Annotated in this window: 22 protein-coding genes and 1 pseudogene; all 23 read left to right on the forward strand. The window is 45.6% G+C overall.

What is annotated here, in order from left to right:
- The first annotated feature begins 175 nt into the window (after positions 1 to 175).
- The 23 genes and pseudogenes from WJM45_RS03420 (at position 176) to WJM45_RS03530 (ending at position 18,373) form a co-directional block, all read left to right on the forward strand.
- Entirely contained in the window at positions 176 to 1,081 is a 906-nt protein-coding gene (locus WJM45_RS03420) for a glycosyltransferase family 2 protein (RefSeq protein ID WP_341327583.1), read from the forward strand.
- 411 nt (positions 1,082 to 1,492) lie between these two features.
- Entirely contained in the window at positions 1,493 to 2,695 is a 1,203-nt protein-coding gene (locus tag WJM45_RS03425; RefSeq protein ID WP_341327584.1) for a glycosyltransferase, read from the forward strand.
- 9 nt (positions 2,696 to 2,704) lie between these two features.
- The gene (locus tag WJM45_RS03430; RefSeq protein ID WP_341327585.1) at positions 2,705 to 2,971 is read left to right on the forward strand and encodes a class I SAM-dependent methyltransferase; all 267 of its coding nucleotides are present in this window, start codon (positions 2,705 to 2,707) and stop codon (positions 2,969 to 2,971) included.
- Complete coding sequence (locus tag WJM45_RS03435; protein ID WP_341327586.1) at positions 2,938 to 3,408, forward strand: methyltransferase domain-containing protein; 471 nt, start codon at positions 2,938 to 2,940, stop codon at positions 3,406 to 3,408. Before WJM45_RS03430 ends, WJM45_RS03435 begins: the two co-directional genes overlap by 34 nt.
- Before the next feature lie 103 nt (positions 3,409 to 3,511).
- The gene (locus WJM45_RS03440; RefSeq protein ID WP_341327587.1) at positions 3,512 to 4,360 is read left to right on the forward strand and encodes an ABC transporter permease; all 849 of its coding nucleotides are present in this window, start codon (positions 3,512 to 3,514) and stop codon (positions 4,358 to 4,360) included.
- A gap of 263 nt (positions 4,361 to 4,623) precedes the next feature.
- Positions 4,624 to 5,094 (forward strand): hypothetical protein, encoded by a 471-nt coding sequence (locus WJM45_RS03445; protein WP_341327588.1) that lies wholly within the window; start codon positions 4,624 to 4,626, stop codon positions 5,092 to 5,094.
- Positions 5,084 to 5,308 (forward strand): hypothetical protein, encoded by a 225-nt coding sequence (locus WJM45_RS03450; RefSeq protein WP_341327589.1) that lies wholly within the window; start codon positions 5,084 to 5,086, stop codon positions 5,306 to 5,308. The genes WJM45_RS03445 and WJM45_RS03450 overlap by 11 nt, the downstream gene beginning before the upstream one ends.
- Positions 5,309 to 5,480: 172 nt before the next feature.
- Complete coding sequence (locus tag WJM45_RS03455; protein WP_341327590.1) at positions 5,481 to 5,669, forward strand: hypothetical protein; 189 nt, start codon at positions 5,481 to 5,483, stop codon at positions 5,667 to 5,669.
- Positions 5,653 to 5,910, forward strand: coding sequence for a type II toxin-antitoxin system RelE/ParE family toxin (locus tag WJM45_RS03460; RefSeq protein ID WP_341327591.1), 258 nt, complete (start codon positions 5,653 to 5,655; stop codon positions 5,908 to 5,910). Before WJM45_RS03455 ends, WJM45_RS03460 begins: the two co-directional genes overlap by 17 nt.
- A 911-nt stretch (positions 5,911 to 6,821) precedes the next feature.
- A complete protein-coding gene (locus WJM45_RS03465) occupies positions 6,822 to 6,953 on the forward strand; it encodes a hypothetical protein (RefSeq protein WP_341327592.1) in 132 nt (43 codons plus the stop codon).
- Between the two features lie 263 nt (positions 6,954 to 7,216).
- A complete protein-coding gene (locus WJM45_RS03470) occupies positions 7,217 to 7,546 on the forward strand; it encodes an ABC transporter permease (protein WP_341327593.1) in 330 nt (109 codons plus the stop codon).
- A gap of 83 nt (positions 7,547 to 7,629) precedes the next feature.
- Entirely contained in the window at positions 7,630 to 8,577 is a 948-nt protein-coding gene (locus WJM45_RS03475; protein ID WP_341327594.1) for a cytosolic protein, read from the forward strand.
- A 220-nt stretch (positions 8,578 to 8,797) separates the two neighbouring features.
- Positions 8,798 to 9,178, forward strand: a complete 381-nt coding sequence (locus WJM45_RS03480) for a hypothetical protein (protein WP_341327595.1) — start codon at positions 8,798 to 8,800, stop codon at positions 9,176 to 9,178.
- Between the two features lie 891 nt (positions 9,179 to 10,069).
- Positions 10,070 to 10,222: pseudogene (locus tag WJM45_RS03485) on the forward strand (ATP-binding cassette domain-containing protein); the annotation flags it as partial.
- 84 nt (positions 10,223 to 10,306) lie between these two features.
- Positions 10,307 to 10,555: a UPF0175 family protein gene (locus WJM45_RS03490; RefSeq protein WP_341327596.1), complete on the forward strand. Its 249-nt coding sequence runs from the start codon at positions 10,307 to 10,309 to the stop codon at positions 10,553 to 10,555.
- Positions 10,548 to 11,057, forward strand: a complete 510-nt coding sequence (locus tag WJM45_RS03495) for a DUF3368 domain-containing protein (protein WP_341327597.1) — start codon at positions 10,548 to 10,550, stop codon at positions 11,055 to 11,057. Before WJM45_RS03490 ends, WJM45_RS03495 begins: the two co-directional genes overlap by 8 nt.
- A gap of 6 nt (positions 11,058 to 11,063) precedes the next feature.
- Positions 11,064 to 12,335 (forward strand): ABC transporter ATP-binding protein, encoded by a 1,272-nt coding sequence (locus WJM45_RS03500; RefSeq protein WP_341327598.1) that lies wholly within the window; start codon positions 11,064 to 11,066, stop codon positions 12,333 to 12,335.
- Positions 12,336 to 12,341: 6 nt separating this feature from the next.
- Positions 12,342 to 13,520, forward strand: coding sequence for a DegT/DnrJ/EryC1/StrS family aminotransferase (locus WJM45_RS03505; RefSeq protein ID WP_341327599.1), 1,179 nt, complete (start codon positions 12,342 to 12,344; stop codon positions 13,518 to 13,520).
- Complete coding sequence (locus WJM45_RS03510; RefSeq protein WP_341327600.1) at positions 13,520 to 14,209, forward strand: WbqC family protein; 690 nt, start codon at positions 13,520 to 13,522, stop codon at positions 14,207 to 14,209. The genes WJM45_RS03505 and WJM45_RS03510 overlap by 1 nt, the downstream gene beginning before the upstream one ends.
- A complete protein-coding gene (locus tag WJM45_RS03515; protein WP_341327601.1) occupies positions 14,202 to 15,182 on the forward strand; it encodes a sulfotransferase in 981 nt (326 codons plus the stop codon). Before WJM45_RS03510 ends, WJM45_RS03515 begins: the two co-directional genes overlap by 8 nt.
- A gap of 146 nt (positions 15,183 to 15,328) precedes the next feature.
- Positions 15,329 to 16,282 carry a glycosyltransferase gene (locus WJM45_RS03520; protein ID WP_341327602.1) on the forward strand — a complete coding sequence of 318 codons (954 nt, stop codon included), beginning with the start codon at positions 15,329 to 15,331 and terminating at the stop codon, positions 16,280 to 16,282.
- 40 nt (positions 16,283 to 16,322) lie between these two features.
- Positions 16,323 to 17,129 carry a methyltransferase domain-containing protein gene (locus tag WJM45_RS03525; protein ID WP_341327603.1) on the forward strand — a complete coding sequence of 269 codons (807 nt, stop codon included), beginning with the start codon at positions 16,323 to 16,325 and terminating at the stop codon, positions 17,127 to 17,129.
- Positions 17,126 to 18,373, forward strand: coding sequence for a glycosyltransferase family 4 protein (locus WJM45_RS03530; RefSeq protein WP_341327604.1), 1,248 nt, complete (start codon positions 17,126 to 17,128; stop codon positions 18,371 to 18,373). The genes WJM45_RS03525 and WJM45_RS03530 overlap by 4 nt, the downstream gene beginning before the upstream one ends.
- The last annotated feature ends 6 nt before the right edge of the window (positions 18,374 to 18,379 follow it).

Here is an 18,379-nt window from a genome sequence, read left to right on the forward strand (position 1 = left end):
AGCGATCCCCTGATCGTCCCTCGCCTAGCGTTAGGTGAGGGAAGGCCGAGAGTGTTAAGTGACAATAAATGATATCGAGGTCTCATTGGCTAAGATTGCAAAAGGGTAATTTTTGACTTATGTATAACGATGAGCGCTGGAGCGTGAGAACGATTAATACTAACGGTGATTTGGTATGGATAAGTTGAGCATAAATGCCCAGGCAGGAAGGGAAGGGCGGGCCAATTTTCTCAGTGTCGTTTTACCGGCCAAGAACGAAGCGCAAAATATTGCAGTGGTATTAAGGCGATTGAAGCACTTATTGCCCGATGCCGAGATTATCGTTGTCAACGACGGTTCTACCGATAATACCGCTAAGTTGGCGGCCAAAGCCGGCGCCAAGGTAATCAGCCATCCTTACAGTCAAGGCAATGGCGCGTCGATTAAAACCGGAGCCAGAAACGCCGGCGGCGATATCTTGGTATTCATGGATGCGGACGGTCAGCATGATCCGGAAGATATCCCCGCTTTACTGGCTAAGCTCGATGCCGGTTACGACATGGCGGTCGGTGCGCGACATGCAAGAACGCATGCGTCGTGGCTGCGGCGTTTCGCGAACGGGTTTTATAACAAGTTGGCGTCGATCATGACAGGGTATCGGATTGAAGATTTGACCTCGGGCTTTCGTGCGGTCAAAGCCGATAAGTTTCGCCGGTTTCTCTATTTGCTTCCGAACGGCTTTTCCTATCCGACCACCAGCACGATGGCTTTTTTCCGATCCGGTTTTCCGGTGGCCTATGTGCCGATTCATGCCGGCAAGCGCGAAGGCAGAAGTCATATCAAATTATTGCGGGACGGCATTCGGTTTTTTGTCATTATCATGAAAATCGGCGCGCTGTTTTCGCCGATGCGTTTGTTTTTGCCGTTAAGTTTCTTGGTGTTTATGACGGGAGCGTCCTATTACGCTTACACATTTATAACCAGCGGTCGGTTTACCAATATGAGCGCGGTATTGTTTTTGGCTTCGTTGTTCATTTTTTTGATTGGAATTTTGTCCGAGCAGGTCTCTTCGTTGCATTACCGCCATGCGGAAAAGGATTGAGGCACAAATTGCATGCAAGCCGTGTACTTCAATTCGCTATCCAGCACCTCCTCGTTCCCACGTTCCAGCACTCATCGTTATACATAAATTGTAGGGTACGCTGCGCGTACCAAAGCCGTGCCCTGGCGGTTCGGTTGGTGCATGAACATCTCGGGGTTACCACGGTACGCACAGCGTACCCTACGCGGATCGCCTAGCGCTAGACTCTCACCTAGCGTTAGGTGAGGGATAGCCGAGTGTATTAAGTGACAATAAATGGTATCGAGGTCTCATTGGCTAAAATTGCAAAAGGGTAATTTTTGACTTATGTATAACGATGAGCGTTCCAGCGTGGGAATGCATATTGATCTTGTTTCGGCAACCAAGGTACGAGATCCCTCGGAGGACTGTGGGAATCGGAATAAACTGAAGGTGTTGTGGTTAACGTCGAGTTATCCGCGTTTTGCCGACGACAGTGCGTCGATATTCCTGCGCGGCCTGGCGCAAGCGATTACCCGGCAAGGTTTCGAGCTGCACATTGTTTCGCCCGATGACGCGAATGTCGATTCCAAGTTTGACGAACCTAAGATAACGCATTATCGGTTTCGCTATTTCTTTCCTAAATTCGGGCAGCAATTGGCCTATGGAGCCGGCATCTTGCCTAATTTGCGCGCTCGGCCTTATTTGTTGTTACAAGTCCCTTTCTTTGTCGCCTCGGCATTTTTTAAGACCTGGCGCGTGATAAGGCATAACAAACCGGATTTACTACACGCACATTGGCTGATTCCGCAAGGCTTTATTGCCGTGGCGCTGGGCCGGTTTTGCCGCATACCGGTAATCGTTACCGCTCATGGCGGCGATGCGTTTGCCTTGCAAGGCTCGGCTTTGAGCCAACTGAAGCGATGGACCGTCAAACATTGCTCGGCCTGGACCAGCAATACCCGGGCCACGGCTAATACGCTCGGCAAGGATGGCAAAGCGCCGGTGATCATTCCGATGGGTATCGATTACCCGGCTTTCAATTCCGGAAATTCTTGGCTGCATCGAGCGGCGTTAAATTCCGATACCTTGGTGTTGCTGTTCGTGGGCCGGTTGGTTGAAAAAAAAGGTGTGGCCGATTTAATTCGCGCAGTGCACTTGTTGCCGGACGATTTAAAACATAAAACTGAGCTTTGGATAATCGGCGACGGTACGCAAAGAAATTCGCTGGAATCTCTAGTACGCCGTTTAGGTCTTTTCGAGCGGGTAAAGTTTTATGGCCGTATCCCAAATCAACACTTGGCGGATTATTACGCTGCCGCCGATATATTCATCGCGCCGTCTGTCGTCGACAGCAAAGGAGACACAGAAGGGCAGGGCGTGATTTTATTGGAGGCGATGGCGAGTGGAACGGCAGTAATCAGCACCAAAACCGGCGGTATCGGCGAGGTGGTAAGGCATCGCGAAACCGGGTTGTTGGCCTCGCCCGGTAAGCCGGCAGAACTTAAAGAAGCAATCGAGCTATTACTTATGAATCCCGAGTTGCGTCAGACTTTGGCAGAAGCTGGGCAAAGCCGGGCGCAACAGTACGATTGGTCCGTTATTGGCGCACGTTTTTCCGCGCTGTATCGGCAATTGACCGGCAGTCTCCGATAAATGTCAGGAATGAACTCAAAGCAGTCAATCAATAAAGGCTTCGCCGCCGATCATGCCCGGCAGGCGAAAGCCCTAAAAATACTCAAAGTTATCGAGGATGTGGGCAAGGGCGGCAACAATACGCTCAAGCTGCTTGATATTGGCACCGGTAACGGTTCAATTGCTTTTTATCTTGCAAGGCATTTCGATGTAACGAGTGTGGATGTCGTCGATCAACGCAGCGAACGCGAAGGTTATTCGTTTTGCCGTTTGACGCGCAGAGCTTCGATATCGTGATTAGCAACCATGTCATTGAACATGTAGCGGACGCAGATGTTCATTTAGCTGAAATCGCGCGCGTCTTAAAGCCGGACGGATTGGTTTATTTGGCGACACCGAACCGCCTTTGGCCCTGGGAAGTGCATTATCGTGTTCTGTTGTTACATTATCTGCCGCAACCTTTGTTCATGCGCGTATTGAAGTTTTTAAACCGTTATTATGAAGATTTGAGGCTTTTGAGCTGGTTTTCTTTAAAGGCCAAAGCGGGTAGACATTTTACGATACGGCCGGTTAGCGATGCCGTTTGTAAATGGCCGAAGCGTTATTATCTGAATGTTAACGACAGGAACGCGCGTATTCTGGCTTGGGTTCCGTTGGCGGTATTTCGAGGGCTTGTATGGATTCATCCGACATTGATCGCGGTGTTGAGACCCAAGTCGGGTAGGTCGGGTTAGCGCGAGCTTAACTTGCCTTGCTGTATATCCCATCGCAGATCAAAATTCGGCACCAGGGTGTCCGTTAAAGGACGCCGTGAACACATCCCTTAAATCATTACGCATGAAAATACAAAGCAATAACACCAAAATCTATATGGCTCGCCGAAACGGGCATAAAACCCGAATCTGGCAGGAGATGTTCTCAGACCTGATTGCCAGTCGAGAATTGATCTGGCGATTGATCATTAGGGACTTTTCGGTCCGCTATCGTCAATCGATGCTGGGTTATGTTTGGGCGGTTCTGCCGCAAATCGTCACAGTCGCCATTTTTACTTTTTTATCACGACACCGGGTATTCGACATGGGGCCGACCGACATGCCTTACGTCGTTCATGCTTTATGGAGCATATCCGTCTGGCAACTATTCGCCGGTTGCCTGATCGGTTGCACCAACAGTTTGGTGAATGCCGGGTCTTTGGTCACGAAAATCAACTTTCCCAAGGAAGCGCTGGTCTTTGCGGCCATAGGTCAAGCGTCGCTGGATTTCATGATACGTTTGATTCCGGTAACGGTGGTATTCATCTGGTATGGTTTTGTACCTGCCTGGCACAGCGTCTTTATTCCCTTGATATTGATCGCCGTGTTACTGATGGCCTTGGGGGCGGGCTTTATCATGGCGATCATCAACCTGGTTTTACGCGACATGGGCAACATGCTGAGCATGGTACTGACCTTCGGCATGTTTTTGGCCCCCATTCTGTATCCGCCCCCAGTCCGAGAACCTTTCACCATCGTCAATGTCGCCAATCCGTTTAGCCCGCTATTGATTGCAACGCAAAACCTGTTATCGGGGCAGCCCTTAATGCAACCGGAACTGCTGGTTTACATGATAGTCTTCAGCATTGGTGTATTTTTTCTAGGCTGGAGAGCTTTTCATATCACCATGCCGAGAATTGCGGAACGAGCTTAAAATCAGTCGGATGAAGTTTTAATCAAGGTCGAAAACGTCAGCAAACATTTTGGCCGCTCGCTGAAACGGTCTATGCCTTTTGCGGGACGGGTTATTTAACCCGTCCCCAACGATTCGGTTTGCCCTAAACATTTCGGCTGACTTCGGCCAAAGTCGAAATGTTTAGGACGGGGTTGCAAACCTATGCGCATCAAGCTAAGCAAAGATCCTCGCGGCTAAATCGCAACGGACCTCTTCCGGCAATCCTAAACAGCGTAGCCCGGATGGAGCGTAGCGCAATCCGGGAAGTTCGGAGCCACGTCATTCCCGTATTTCGCTACGCTGCATACGGGCTACGCGCTCAGTCACGTATTCGAATCGAAACGGAAGCCAAAATTGTCATTCAACAAAAGATCAAAGATGGTGAGCATGAACTTCTGTGGTCTTCAATTCTTGATTTTGAATGTTCAAAAAACCCGTTCCAAGAACATCGAATCGTCATACTCAATTGGCGAATCCTAGCATCTACCGTGATTATGATCGATGACAGCATCATTGCACGAGCCACAAACCTAATGACATTGGGCGTAAGCAAATACGATGCCTTACATGTGGCTTGTTCCATTGCAGGCGGCGCAGAAATCTTCGTGACATCAGATGATCGATTACTCAAATATTTGCGCGTGGTCGATGATACATTGGCGCTGTTACCGCAAAATGCCTTGGCTTATATGGAGAAATGGTATGAAAACTGAAACTGAAATACGCATGGCCGGTATGAACGCATTGATACAAGCATTGGGCTTAGTCGAAGCCGAACGTTTTTTAATGGCAATATCCCGCGAACGCTTTAATTACACCGAATGGCGGCGCACCGGATTACCGGATTTACCGATAGAAGAACTCACCCGATTAGCGAACCTCGAAGCGGAAAAAAACGACAACGATTCAGTGAAAAATAGTCTGTGATGGCTAAAAAATAAACATATCACCTAAACCATGCCAAAACTATACGAGAGCTTATAAGATGCGGTAAGGCACGCACGAACCGCACTTGTGCCATGTGGGTATCGTTCGTGATTTATGTGGTCCAGGCTATTCACCGCATCTTTGCTATAATCCATTGCAACAAGAGGAGACTATGACCATGCAACTACAATTCATTACTGACACCAACGGCAACAAAATCAGCGTCATATTGTCATTGGAGGATTATGAAGAGCTGTTGGAGGATTTAGAAGATTTAGCCGCAGTGGCAGAGCGAAAGGACGAAGAAGCCATACCTTTTGAAGAGGCGGTGAAAGAGATAGAGCATGAGTTACGCGCTTAAAATAAAGCCAAACGCGCAAAAAGAATTGGCCCGACTCTCAAAATCCGTAGCCAATGCCGCTATCAAGAAAATCCGCGCACTTGCCGACGATCCCTACCCGACAGGCTGCAAAAAGCTGGTCGGCTCAGACCATACTTACCGAATCAGGACTGGCGACTACCGCATCATTTACACCGTGTTAAATGCCGTGCTGACAGTCGAAGTAATAAAAATAGGTCGCCGGAAAAATGTTTACCGATAGCTTAGGATTTGGCCGTAAATAACTTCCCTATTTTAAGGAGGGTTCGGTTGCTCGATTGGCAGGTGTCGGCGGCAGGGAAAGCCGCCGTCAAGCCTACACGGACGTATTCACGGCGTCCTGTCAAGCGAGTGACCGAACCCTCAACAAGGCTCATAGTTCCAGGACGTTATTTATCACGAAATCCTTAGTCCGAATCCTGCTTGCTGAAGGCATGCAAAACGGGCAATTGATTAATGGCCGTTTGCGCATACTCAATCCATTTTTTTTCTTAGCCCATAGGCAGTGAGGAACAAACCGCATCGTTCGCGATTGATGAGGTTCACGCTGTCATTATCCTACTTGCTTAACCATGCAAAAACTATACGAGTATTTCGGATTAATCGTGATGTTTTATGCAAACGAACATGAACCTATCCCATGTTCACGGAAAATGTCAGGGACGCGAATCAAGAGCGGAAATCGTATTGATCAATGGCATTGTTCACGAAATCAGCTATACCGCTGTTACTGGACTCGCACCACTTGAACCTAATGAATTGCATTTTTTTCAGGAGCATTTCCTCGTTCCCAACGCTCCAACGTGGGAATGCATACCGATCTTGCCTCGGCAGCCAAGGTATGGGTTCCCACGGAAGACCGTGGGAACCAGAATAATCAAAGTCGAAAACGTCAGCAAAAAATTCTGCCGCTCGCTGAAAAGGTCTATGCTGTACGGCGTCGAATGTGTAGGATGCGGTGTACCCAAAGGGGCATAAAAGGCACGAACCGCATCGATTGCGATTCCACTTGCCCAGCACCTCCGATAAACTGCGCAAGGGCGAATTCTGGGCGGTCGATAACGTTTCGTTTGAAGTCAACGCGGCGAATGTTTAGACATCATCGGCCGCAACGGCGCCGGCAAAAGCACGCTGTTGAAAATGCTCAACGGCATCATCCTGCCGGACAAAGGTAAAATCACCATCAAAGGCAAGGTCGGCGCGTTGATCGATGGGAAAACAATTCTTGCAACATGCAAACAAATACACAACGAGAAATCATCATAACCCCACATAAAACGCTAGGCGATTCTGGTCGTGAACTGTGGGAATATCGCGACCTATTCTATTTTCTGGCTTGGCGGGGCTTTTAAGTTCGCTACAAACAAACCGTTATCGGCGCCGCTTGGGCGGTTATACGCCCGTTGCTGACCATGATTATTTTTACGCTCGTGTTCGGCAAATTCGCTAAACTGCCGACCGAAGGCCAAGCGCCTTATGCGATCATGGTCTTTACCGCCATGTTGCCCTTGTTTTTGTTGTAAGCTGGATTGACCTCGCTCGGATTGGGTTATTGGATTGCCGCGCTCAATGTCAAATACCGCGATTTTCGCTATATTGTCCCGTTTATCGTGCAAATGGGGCTGTATATTTCGCCGGTGGGTTTCAGCAGTCACATTATTCCCGACGAATGGCGCTTGCTCTATTCGCTCAACCCCATGGTCGGCGTCATCGACGGCTTTCGCTGGATGGTCGTCGGCGAACAAAGCGCGTTGTATTTACAAGGGTTATATGTATCGATTGGCGTTTCGCTACTCCTGTTTTTGCTAGGACTAAACTACTATTCGAAAACTGAAAAACAGTTTGCCGACACCATTTAATGCGGAACAACCAGACAAAACAATGATAGATTTGAGTTCATCGATGCTGACCGTCTTACTTTTTACGATTTAGAAAAAATGTCATGGATAACACGAACAGCACCACTGACTACGACTCGCCGTGGAAAGAAGCCTTAGAACAGTATTTTCCACAATTTATGGCGTTACTGTTTCCGCAAGTGAGTCCACAAATAGACTGGCAACAACCCCATGAATTTCTCGACAAAGAGCTGCAACAAGTTGTCAGAGATGCCGAATCGGGACGCGGCTACACCGACAAACTAGTCAAAGTCTATACCCTGAATCACAACACCCTATGGGTATTGATTCATATCGAAATTCAAGGCAAAGCCGACCCACAATTCAACCGTCGGATGTTTCGCTACTACTATCGCCTGGTCGATAGTTATCCAGAACAAGCCATTGCCAGCTTTGCGGTACTGACAAATCAGCGCCAAACCGAAAAGCTTGGCCATTATCAACAGCATTTCTGGCAAACGGAATTAGACTTTCGCTTTCCGACGGTCTATTTACAGCAATGGAGCAATAAACTGGACGAACTGGAAAAAAATCCCAATCCCTTTGCCATCGTGATTATGGCGCAATTGATCGCCCATGCCACGGCCAAAGATGATCTGACCCGAAAAGACAGTAAATTCCGTTTAATCCGCATGCTGTATCAACGCCGTTACGAACGCCAAGATATTTTAGAGCTATTTCGCTATATCGACTGGATGCTACAATTACCTAAAGTACTCGAAGAACAGTTATATCAAGCCATCGAAGCGATGGAACAGGAGGAACACATGCCTTATGTCACTGCTATAGAACGCTACGCTGAAGCCCGAGGTGAGACCCGAGGTGAGACCCGAGGCGAAGCCCAAACTTTGCGCAGGCAAATTCAACTCAAATACAAAGAAATCCCTGATTGGGTTACAGATAAAATTAATCAAGCCGATAAGTCGCAGTTAGATCGATGGGTTGAGCGAATTTTGTTTGAGGATAATCTGGAAAATTTATTTAAACCTTAAGACTAGCCATTAACCTTTCACAAAACCCGAACAGCGAAAAGAATTTAAATGCCCAACTCCGACAAAGTACGCATCAAAATTGAACACGTCAGCAAAAATTCTGCCGCTCACTGAAACGGCCCATGCTGTAAGGCATCGCGTTTGTAGGATGCGGTGAGGGACGAACCGCATCGTTCGCGACCGATGCGCATCGCTATCGCTCAGTACATCCTACCCAGTTATGACCACCGTTATTAAAGTCGAAAACCTTGGTAAAAAATACCTGATCGGCCACGAAAAACAGGCGCGCTACAGATACAGCACCTTGCGCGATAGCATTGGGCATGGCGTTAAATCCGTCGCCAGACGCCTGATGCATCCATTACAAGCCAATACCGAAGACACTGAATTAGAGGAATTTTGGGCCTTAAAAGATCTCAACTTCGAAATTCAACAAGGTGACAAAGTCGGCATCATTGACCGCAACGGCGCCGGATTTCACCCCATGTTAACCGGTCGAGAGAATCTCTACGTCAACGGCGCCATTCTCGGAATGAGCAATATGGCTAAAATAAACATTTCAACTAAACCATGCCAAAACTATACAAGTATTTCGGATTAATCGTGATGTTTTATGCAAACGAACATGAACCTATCCCATATTCACGGAAAATGTCAGGGACGCGAATCAAGAGCTGAAATCGTATTGATCAATGGCGTTGTTCACGAAATCAGCTATACCGCTGTTACTGGACGCGCACCACTTGGACCTAATGAAATGCGATTTTTTCAGGAGCTTTTCCTCGTTCCCAACGCTCCAGCGTGGGATTGCATACCTATCTTGCCTCGGCAGCCAAGGTATGGGTTCCCACGGAGGACCGTGGGAACCAGAATATACCTCTGAACGTATCACTCGGAGACTCAAATGAAAGACACCCCCATTAATATAATCTCCGCAACGCAAACCGGAGAATATCGATTCGGCTCATTTTTGACGATAACACCAGTCAAGAAATCGATTTCAAATCATTTCTTGCCCGCTCGCATCACCCCGGCATTCGCGCCTATTTGGAACCGAGCCATTTTGCAGATTTTAGAGTGGAATACGGTGAATTAATTTGGGGAGATTATGATCTGTGTTTTCCAGTTATCGACCTTTATCGGAATACGATCGAGCACTATCCTCCAACCACAACGGCTGCGGCATGATGCTTTACACTATGCGACCTCCATTTTCGATCGTTGACCTAATCCGAGGTCAAGATAAACAAAACATGCGAGTAAGCAAAAGTCGTTTCCGAAGCACCAACTTTTTTATTTCTTAAACCTGCTTTGTAATGTCAAATTCAGACGACGTATTAATCAAAGTCGAAAACGTCAGCAAAAAATCTGCCGCTCGCTGAAACGGTCTATGCTTTACGGCATCGAAGACATCAGCCGCGACTTGCTACACTTGCCCGAAAAATCCGAACACTTACGCTAAGACGAATTCCGGGCGGACAACGATGCCTCGTTCGAAGTCAAACGCGGCGAACGCTTAGGGATAATAGGCCGCAACGGCGCAGGAAAAAGTATGCTATTAAAAATGCTCAACGGCATCATCCTGCCGGACAAAGGTAAAATCAGCATCAAAGGCAAGGTCGGTGCTAGATTTCATGTCATGTGAGTCGGTCGAGAGAGTATCGTTGTCAACGGCGATATTTAAATTAATAGCAACTAAAAACGTTAAATCTAAGAACGGAGAAAAGCCATGCAAATCCACGTCAATGTGCCACCCAATCTGCCTGATGCGATTCAATGTTCACCCGAACAATTTGCCCGTGAAGCCAAAATTGCCATGGCCGTAAAATTATTCGAAATGAAACGACTATCATCGGGCATGGCGGCTGCACTCGCGGACATGGAGCGTGTACCTTTTTTGGCGGAACTGCACCGCTACAACGTCGCCATAATTGATCTCGATACCGATGAACTACAAAGCGATATAAACAATGCATGAAAATGCCAAAACGATAGTCACCAATACGACACCACTGATTGCTTTGACGGCCGCGACCGGCAGTCTCGAGATGCTCCGGCATCTCTATTCGCGCGTGGTTATTCCTTACGAAGTAGCTACCGAAATCAGATCCGGAGGACAAACCTGTTTCGGCGTCGACGTTTTCGAACGTTCGACATGGCTAGAGATTAAAACTACCCCAACTGTGATAACGCCTTATCTGAATAATACACTTGACCGCGGCGAAGCATCAGTTATTCAAACCGCCTTGCAAGAATCTATCGATCTCGTCGTAATCGACGAAACGGCAGGAAGAAGAGTCGCTCGCTTGTGCGGCCTGACTCTAACAGGATCTATTGGGATTTTACTCAAAGCATCCGCATCGGGTTTTCCGATATCCATACCCGAAGCTATAAGTAAAATGCAGTCCCATGGTGTATGGTTGAGCCGACGTGTAATCGATTATGCACTGCAAACAAATAACAGCAATAAGCTAATCTGATCAACTATGCCAAACTCCGACGACGTACTCATCAAAGTCGAAAACGTCAGCAAAAAATTCTGCCGCTCGCTGAAACGGTCTATGCTGTACGGCATCGAAGACATCAGCCGCGACTTGCTGCATTTGCCCGATACATCCGAACACTTACGCAAAGACGAATTCTGGGCGGTGGACGATGTTTCATTTGAAGTCAAACGAGGCGAATGCTTAGGTATTATCGGCCGCAACGGCGCCGGCAAAAGTACATTATTGAAAATGCTCAACGGCATCTTCATGCCCGATAAAGGCAAAATAACGATCAAAGGCAAAGTCGGCGCGTTGATCGAAGTCGGCGCGGGATTTCACCCTATGTTAACCGGTCGAGAGAATGTTTATGTGAACGGCGCTATTCTTGGCATGAGTAAACGTGAGATTGACAAGAAATTCGACGAAATTATCACGTTTGCGGAACTGGAAGAATTCATCGACATGCCCGTTAAGCATTATTCGAGCGGGATGTATGTCAGGTTGGGATTTGCGATTGCGGTGCAGATGGAACCGGATGTTTTATTGATCGATGAAGTATTGGCGGTTGGTGATATCAGCTTTGTTCTCAAATGCTTCAATCGTATTGATCGATTGCTAGAGAATACGGCATTGATATTCATCTCTCATAACATGTCTCAAGTATCCAGAATTTGTAATCAGATTCTTTTCATAAAACAAGGGAAAGAGATATTTTTGGGTAATGATGTTATGCAGGGAGTTAACGCTTATTACGCGAGTTTGAAAAATGAAACCGGCAACTTTATTGGATCGTGCCAAGCTAAACTGTGTTCTATCAAACTCGCATCTGGAAAGCAGCAAAGTACTGTAAATGAAGTGTTAGCGATATGTTACGGAGCGGAATTAAAAATCATATTGGAAATAAACGTTGACAATTCGATTAAAAACCCACACTTATATTTCGCTTTCCATGATAAAGAACAACGTAATTTTGCGGAAATTTACAGTTCAAATAGTCATTTCAGAATAGAAAATCATTCCGGAAAAATCACGCTTGAGATCGTCATTCCATCTATTAATTTTTCGCAGGGCATTTATTCGATAACAGTAACACTTTCCGAAAGTAAAAACGGGCAAGTATTATTTCGTCATCAATCGGCGATTTATTTTCAAGTCATTGATGGCGTACATGGATGGGCGCCTATTCAAATCCGTCCGCAATGGCAACAGAAAAACCTTCCTCATTTCCAAAAACCCAGCAATAGAAACAACCAACACAAAATTGCCTTGTAACGCCCTGTGGATAAAATACAACTTAAGAAATCTAAATCCGATTTAGCCATCAATGGCGGTGCGCCAGCCTTTCAGCAACCGTTACATGTCGGTCGTCCCAACATGGGAGATAAAGCCGCATTCATGCGTTATGTCGATCAGATTTTTGACAATCGCTGGTTGAGTAACAACGGCCCGTTAGTACAAGAACTCGAACAACGCATTGCCAATTATCACCAGGTCAAACATTGCGTCGCGATGTGTAACGGCACGATAGCGCTGGAAATTGCAATACGTGCGCTAGAACTCACCGGTGAAGTGATCTTACCATCCTATACCTTCATCGCAACTGCCCACGCCTTACACTGGCAGGAAATCACGCCGGTATTCGCTGACATCGACCCGGTAACGCATTGTCTCGATCCCGAAGCGGTTCGCAAAATGATCACCCCGAAAACCACCGGTATTATCGGTGTGCATCTTTGGGGGCACGCCGCGCCGGTGAATGACTTGCAAGCCGTAGCCGATGAATACGGCTTGCAATTGCTGTTTGACGCCGCCCACGCCTTTGGGTGTTCTTACCAAGGACAAATGATCGGCAACTTTGGCCGCTGCGAAGTATTGAGTTTTCACGCAACCAAGTTTTTCAATACCTTTGAAGGCGGCGCGGTATTGACCAATGATGATGAATTGGCGGAAAAAATGCGGTTGATGCGCAACTTCGGATTTGCCGGTATGGATAATGTCATTCATCCGGGAACCAACGGTAAAATGACCGAAATTTGCGCAGCGATGGGCTTGGTGAATCTTGATAATCTGGGCGTTGTGTTAGAAGCTAATCGCCGGAATTATTTAGCTTATCAACAGGAGTTTGCTGATCTACCGGTGCGCCTGTTTGCATTCGATGAAAGGGAACGTAAAAATTATCAGTATGTTGTTATGGAAGTCGGTGAAGTATGTCCAGTTAGCCGTGATGAAATTGTTAAGGCGTTACATGCCGAAAATGTCCTGGCGCGGCGGTATTTTTGGCCGGGCTGTCATAATATGAAGCCGTTTAAAGAGTTGTTTCCGCATGCGGGTTTGTTATTGCAGAATACTCAGCTTGTGGCGGATAGGGTGATTGTGTTGCCGACGGGTAATGCAATGACAGTTGAATCAGTAAGGTTAGTCTGCAACATTATTAGTCTCAATCTTGAATCAGCCTGATGAAATTAGCAATCATGCAGCCTTACTTTTTCCCCTACCTGGGCTATTTCCAGCTTATCCATGCCGTCGATGCCTTTGTGGTGTATGACGATGTAAATTTCATCAAAGGCGGCTGGATCAATCGCAACTATATTCTGACTCAAGGTGAAAAAACGCGCATCACGCTACAATTGCTGGGGGCCAGCCCAAACCTGCCGATTAACCAGATACCCGTGGGCGAAAACCGTGGAAAGCTATTGAAAACTCTGCAGCAGAGTTATGCCCGTGCACCGTTTTATCCTGAAGTGTTTCCCCTACTCGAAGAAATCCTGGGCTTTGAAGAACCCAATCTGGCTGTATTTCTGGATTTCGGTCTTCGCCGCATTTGCGACTACCTGAATCTACGTCCACGCTGGCATCTGTCATCCGATTTACAAAAGGATAATTCGTTGCGCGGTCAGGACAAGGTATTGGCGATCTGCAAGGAATTGGGAGCCGAGCGCTATGTCAATGTACCAGGCGGCAGGGATTTGTATGATCGTGCCAGCTTCGAGGCGGCAGGCATCCGGCTTTCGTTCATCGAGCCGGGAGCGATTAAATACAGACAATCCGGCGATGAATTCATGCCGTATCTGTCGGCCATTGACGTCTTGATGCACAACAACCAGGAGCAATGTCAAAGCCTGCTTGAGGAGTATCGGCTTGTCTGAGAAGCGCGAACAAAATTTCCGCCGAAATGGGGCTCTGGAAGCCCTGTTGTCACAAATCAATACCGATCTGCAACCCTCCGAGTATCGGCTGGTATCGCAGTACCAGGAAAAAGCGATGCAGCGCCCCTTGATTCTGGTAATGGGGCCGCTACGTAGCGGCACAACTCTTTTCATGCAATGGCTTGCCAATACTGGTATTTCATCCTACCCGACTAATCTACTATCGCGATTCTATCAAGCGCCTATTATCGGCGCAAAAATCCAACTATTACTGACTGACCCACGTTTTAATTTTCGTGACGAATTAGAAGAATTCACTAAACTGTCTGAGTACAAATCAGAAAACGGAAAAACTCAGGGCGTACTTGCTCCCAATGAATTCTGGTATTTCTGGCGGCGCTTTCTTTCCGACCCGAGCCGAGATGTTTGGACGAATGAGGAATTACGGCAAAGTTTAGATGTGACGGCCATGAAAGCCGAACTAAACGGCATAATGGATGTTTTCCAGAAGCCATTTGCTGCAAAGGGGATGCTATTCAATTACAACATTCCATTTCTGGACAGCATTTTTGAAAAAGTGCTCTTTGTTCAGATCAAGCGTGATCCCATTGCAAATGTCGCCTCTGTTTTGGAAGCTCGCAAGAGACAACTCGGCAGCGAGGCGGCTTGGTACTCATTCAAAATACCTGAATATAAACAGTTAAAATATTTAGACCCCATCACACAAGCGAGCGGCCAGGTTCATTACATCAATAAAGCTGTCGACAAGGGAGCAGATTCCGTTGATGAAAGTAGAAAGATAATTGTTCAGTATGAAGCATTCTGCGCCGATCCTGAATATTACTATAATCAATTGATACAAAAATTAGGAATATTAGGTACAGCATATCCAGGGACTAAAGAGTTTACTTTGAGTCGAACAGATATAAAAAATGCCAGGAAAATAGAAAAAGCATTGCAAAGATATTTATAAAAATAAATACATGGTTTTCAACCCGAATAAGTTTTTTATCAATGTTTGATAGCACTATTGACTTAAAATTAGAGATTATGCCTCTTTTTATGCTGTCGCTATGAGAGCATAATTTAAAGATATAAATTTAGAAGGAAAAACAATCAATGAAAAATCTTCGAAGCCAGGATGAAATCATGGCTACATGGAAAGGAGAGCCGGATAAACCGGTTGTGAGTATTTGTTGCATCACTTATAACCATGAGATTTATATCGAAGATGCGCTCGAAGGTTTCTTAATTCAAGAAACTGACTTTCCCTTTGAGATCTTGATTCATGACGATGCCTCGACTGACCGAACGGCAGATATTATTCGAGAATATGAAGCGAAATATCCAAAATTGATTAAACCGATTTATCAAACTGAGAATCAGTATTCCAAGGGAAATAGACCGAACCCGACTTATAATTTTCCTAGAGCTAGAGGAGAATATATTGCTTTATGTGAAGGAGATGATTATTGGATTGAAGCACAAAAACTTCAAATACAACTAAAAGCATTGCAAGCCAATGATAACGCTAGCCTTTGTTTTCATAGGGCAACCTTTTTAGAAGTTAAAAATTTACAAGAAAATCAGTATGTTTATCCGGATTTCGAATTTAAGGATGCTTACTCAATCGAAGATTTGATGGGTATCAATTTTATACCTACTGCTTCTGTACTAATTTATCGTAGCGTAATTACACCTACACCAGACTGGTTTAAATTAATGCCAATAGGTGATTGGCCAAACTGGATATTAGCATGTGAAAATGGTTTAGCTATTGGTTTGGATAACGTTATGAGCGTTTATCGAATCCATGACAAAGGTGTGTGGAATTCAAAAGACAATAAATTTAAAAAAATAGCTAATCTTGAGTTTTACTTTACTATGGAGATTTTTGGTCCAAAAGAAATTCGAAATATTGCCAGACAAAAAAGAATTGATTTATTATTAGAGATAACAAAATATAGTAATGACGAGCATAATAGATTAACTAATCATATTTTTTTTGGTCCTCTACTAAGGTTTTGGAAAAGAGTTATAAATTACAATTTCCCGGATTTTTCCAAAGAGTAATAGTAAAAATACTAAATGTAATTATTAATCAATTATGATAATGTGCAATATTGCGTGCGGAGAAAATTATATTAAGGATTGGATAAATTTCGATTATTCGCCTAATTCAAAATATGTTAGAAAAGCCGATCTATTAAAACCATTACCTGTCGCTGACAGTTTTGCTGATTTAGTATATTCATCTAATTTTATCGAACACATTCCAAGGAATTTAGTGCGCAGTTTTTTAAACGAATGTTTTCGGATTATTAAATCTGGCGGGTATTTGCGTCTGGTACTACCTGATTGGGAAGAGCTATGCAGTACTTATCTAACCTTACGCCGCTCTGATGAGCAGCAACAGAAGCGAGCGGACTTTCTGATGCTGGAAATGTTAGATCAGTGTGTTCGAACAATCTCTGGCGGTGAACTTGGAGCTTATTATCAGAGGCTACAAGCAAAACCATCTGAATATGACGAATTGATTGAGTTCGTTCAACATCTCACCGGTCATAAACTTCGTACTGTAGATGATACCGTCCCCCCCAAGGCTCTTCATCGGTCACCATTTAAAAGAATCCTCAGCAAGCTTGAGCAGCAATATATTAGAGCCGTCATTTCGTTACTTCCATCTGCTTTTAGACATCAAAACATAAGTTGGACTCAAATCGGGGAGAAACATGCATGGATGTACGACTTTTACACAATAGGTTGCTTACTGTCGAAAGCTGGCTTTGTCGACGTTCAACGCATGTCTGCCACAACATCTAATATTTCTGACTTCCCTTTTATGCCGCTAGATGTTAATCCCGATGGTTCGCCCCGAAAAGGAGCGGAGTCTATGTACATTGAGGCTGTTAAACCTTGAAAATCATCCATCTGAATCATTCAGACAGCCAGGGAGGAGCAGCCCGTGCGGCCTATCGCATTCATCAAGCTTTAAGATCAATAGGCATTGACTCCGTGATGTGGGTAAATCGCTCGCAGACTAGAAATAATAGCGTCTACTTATCTCAATCGAGGTGGCATGGCACCTTTATTCGCCTGCGTCTAGCCCTGAGTAAGCAACTGACTAAATCGCTCATTACCGGCAACCCAATTCTGCATTCACCAGCGTTATTCCCTTCGAAATGGCCTGAACTAATCAATGCAACCGATGCCAACTTCGTCAATCTGCACTGGATCAATTTCGAGATGTTGTCTATCGAAGATGTCTCTCGTATCAATAAACCCATCGTTTGGACGTTGCACGACATGTGGGCATTTTGTGGTGCCGAACATTACACTGAAGACGTTCGTTTTCAGGAAGGTTATTCCAGGGGAAATAGACCAACTCATGAATCTGGATTCGACCTCAATCGTTGGACTTGGAGCAGGAAATTAAGAGCGTGGAAACGCCCTTTACACATTATCGCGCCAAGCCAATGGATAGCCGACTGCGTCAAGCAAAGTGTTTTAATGCACGACTGGCCGGTTAGCGTAATACCCAATGCTTTAAACACAAATATTTGGCGGCCTATTGAACGAAATATTGCTCTTGATCTGTTAGGATTACCCGAAGTAGGCCCTGTACTTATTTTTGGAGCAATCGGGGGAGGGAGTGATTTTCGTAAAGGAGCGGACTTATTATTCGACGCCTTAAGGCATTTAAGGGGTGAAATACCGGGTTTGCAATTATTGGTATTTGGCGAAAATCGACCAAAAGAAACGCCAGACGTCGGTTTTCCGATTCATTATCTAGGCCATCTTCATGACGATCTAATCTTAAGAATTGTATATAGTGCGGCTGACGCCTTGGTTGTCCCCTCAAGACAAGATAATCTACCAACAACTGCTATTGAAGCAAATGCTTGCGGAACGCCTGTTGTTTGTTTTGATACTTGCGGTTTACCCGATATCGTAAATCACCAAAAAAATGGTTGGCTGGCTAAAGCTTTTGACACCGAAGATCTGGCAAACGGTATACGCTGGGTTTTAAAAGACACTGATCGCAGAAAAACATTATCAACACAGGCACGCTCTGATGCCGTTAAGCGATTTTCATATCCCGTTATAGCTAAGGCTTATCAAGCCGTATATGAGCAGGTATTAAATAAAAGTGCGAAGATCTAATTGTTT

Source organism: Methylotuvimicrobium sp. KM2 (genome assembly GCF_038051925.1).
GTDB lineage: Bacteria > Pseudomonadota > Gammaproteobacteria > Methylococcales > Methylomonadaceae > Methylotuvimicrobium.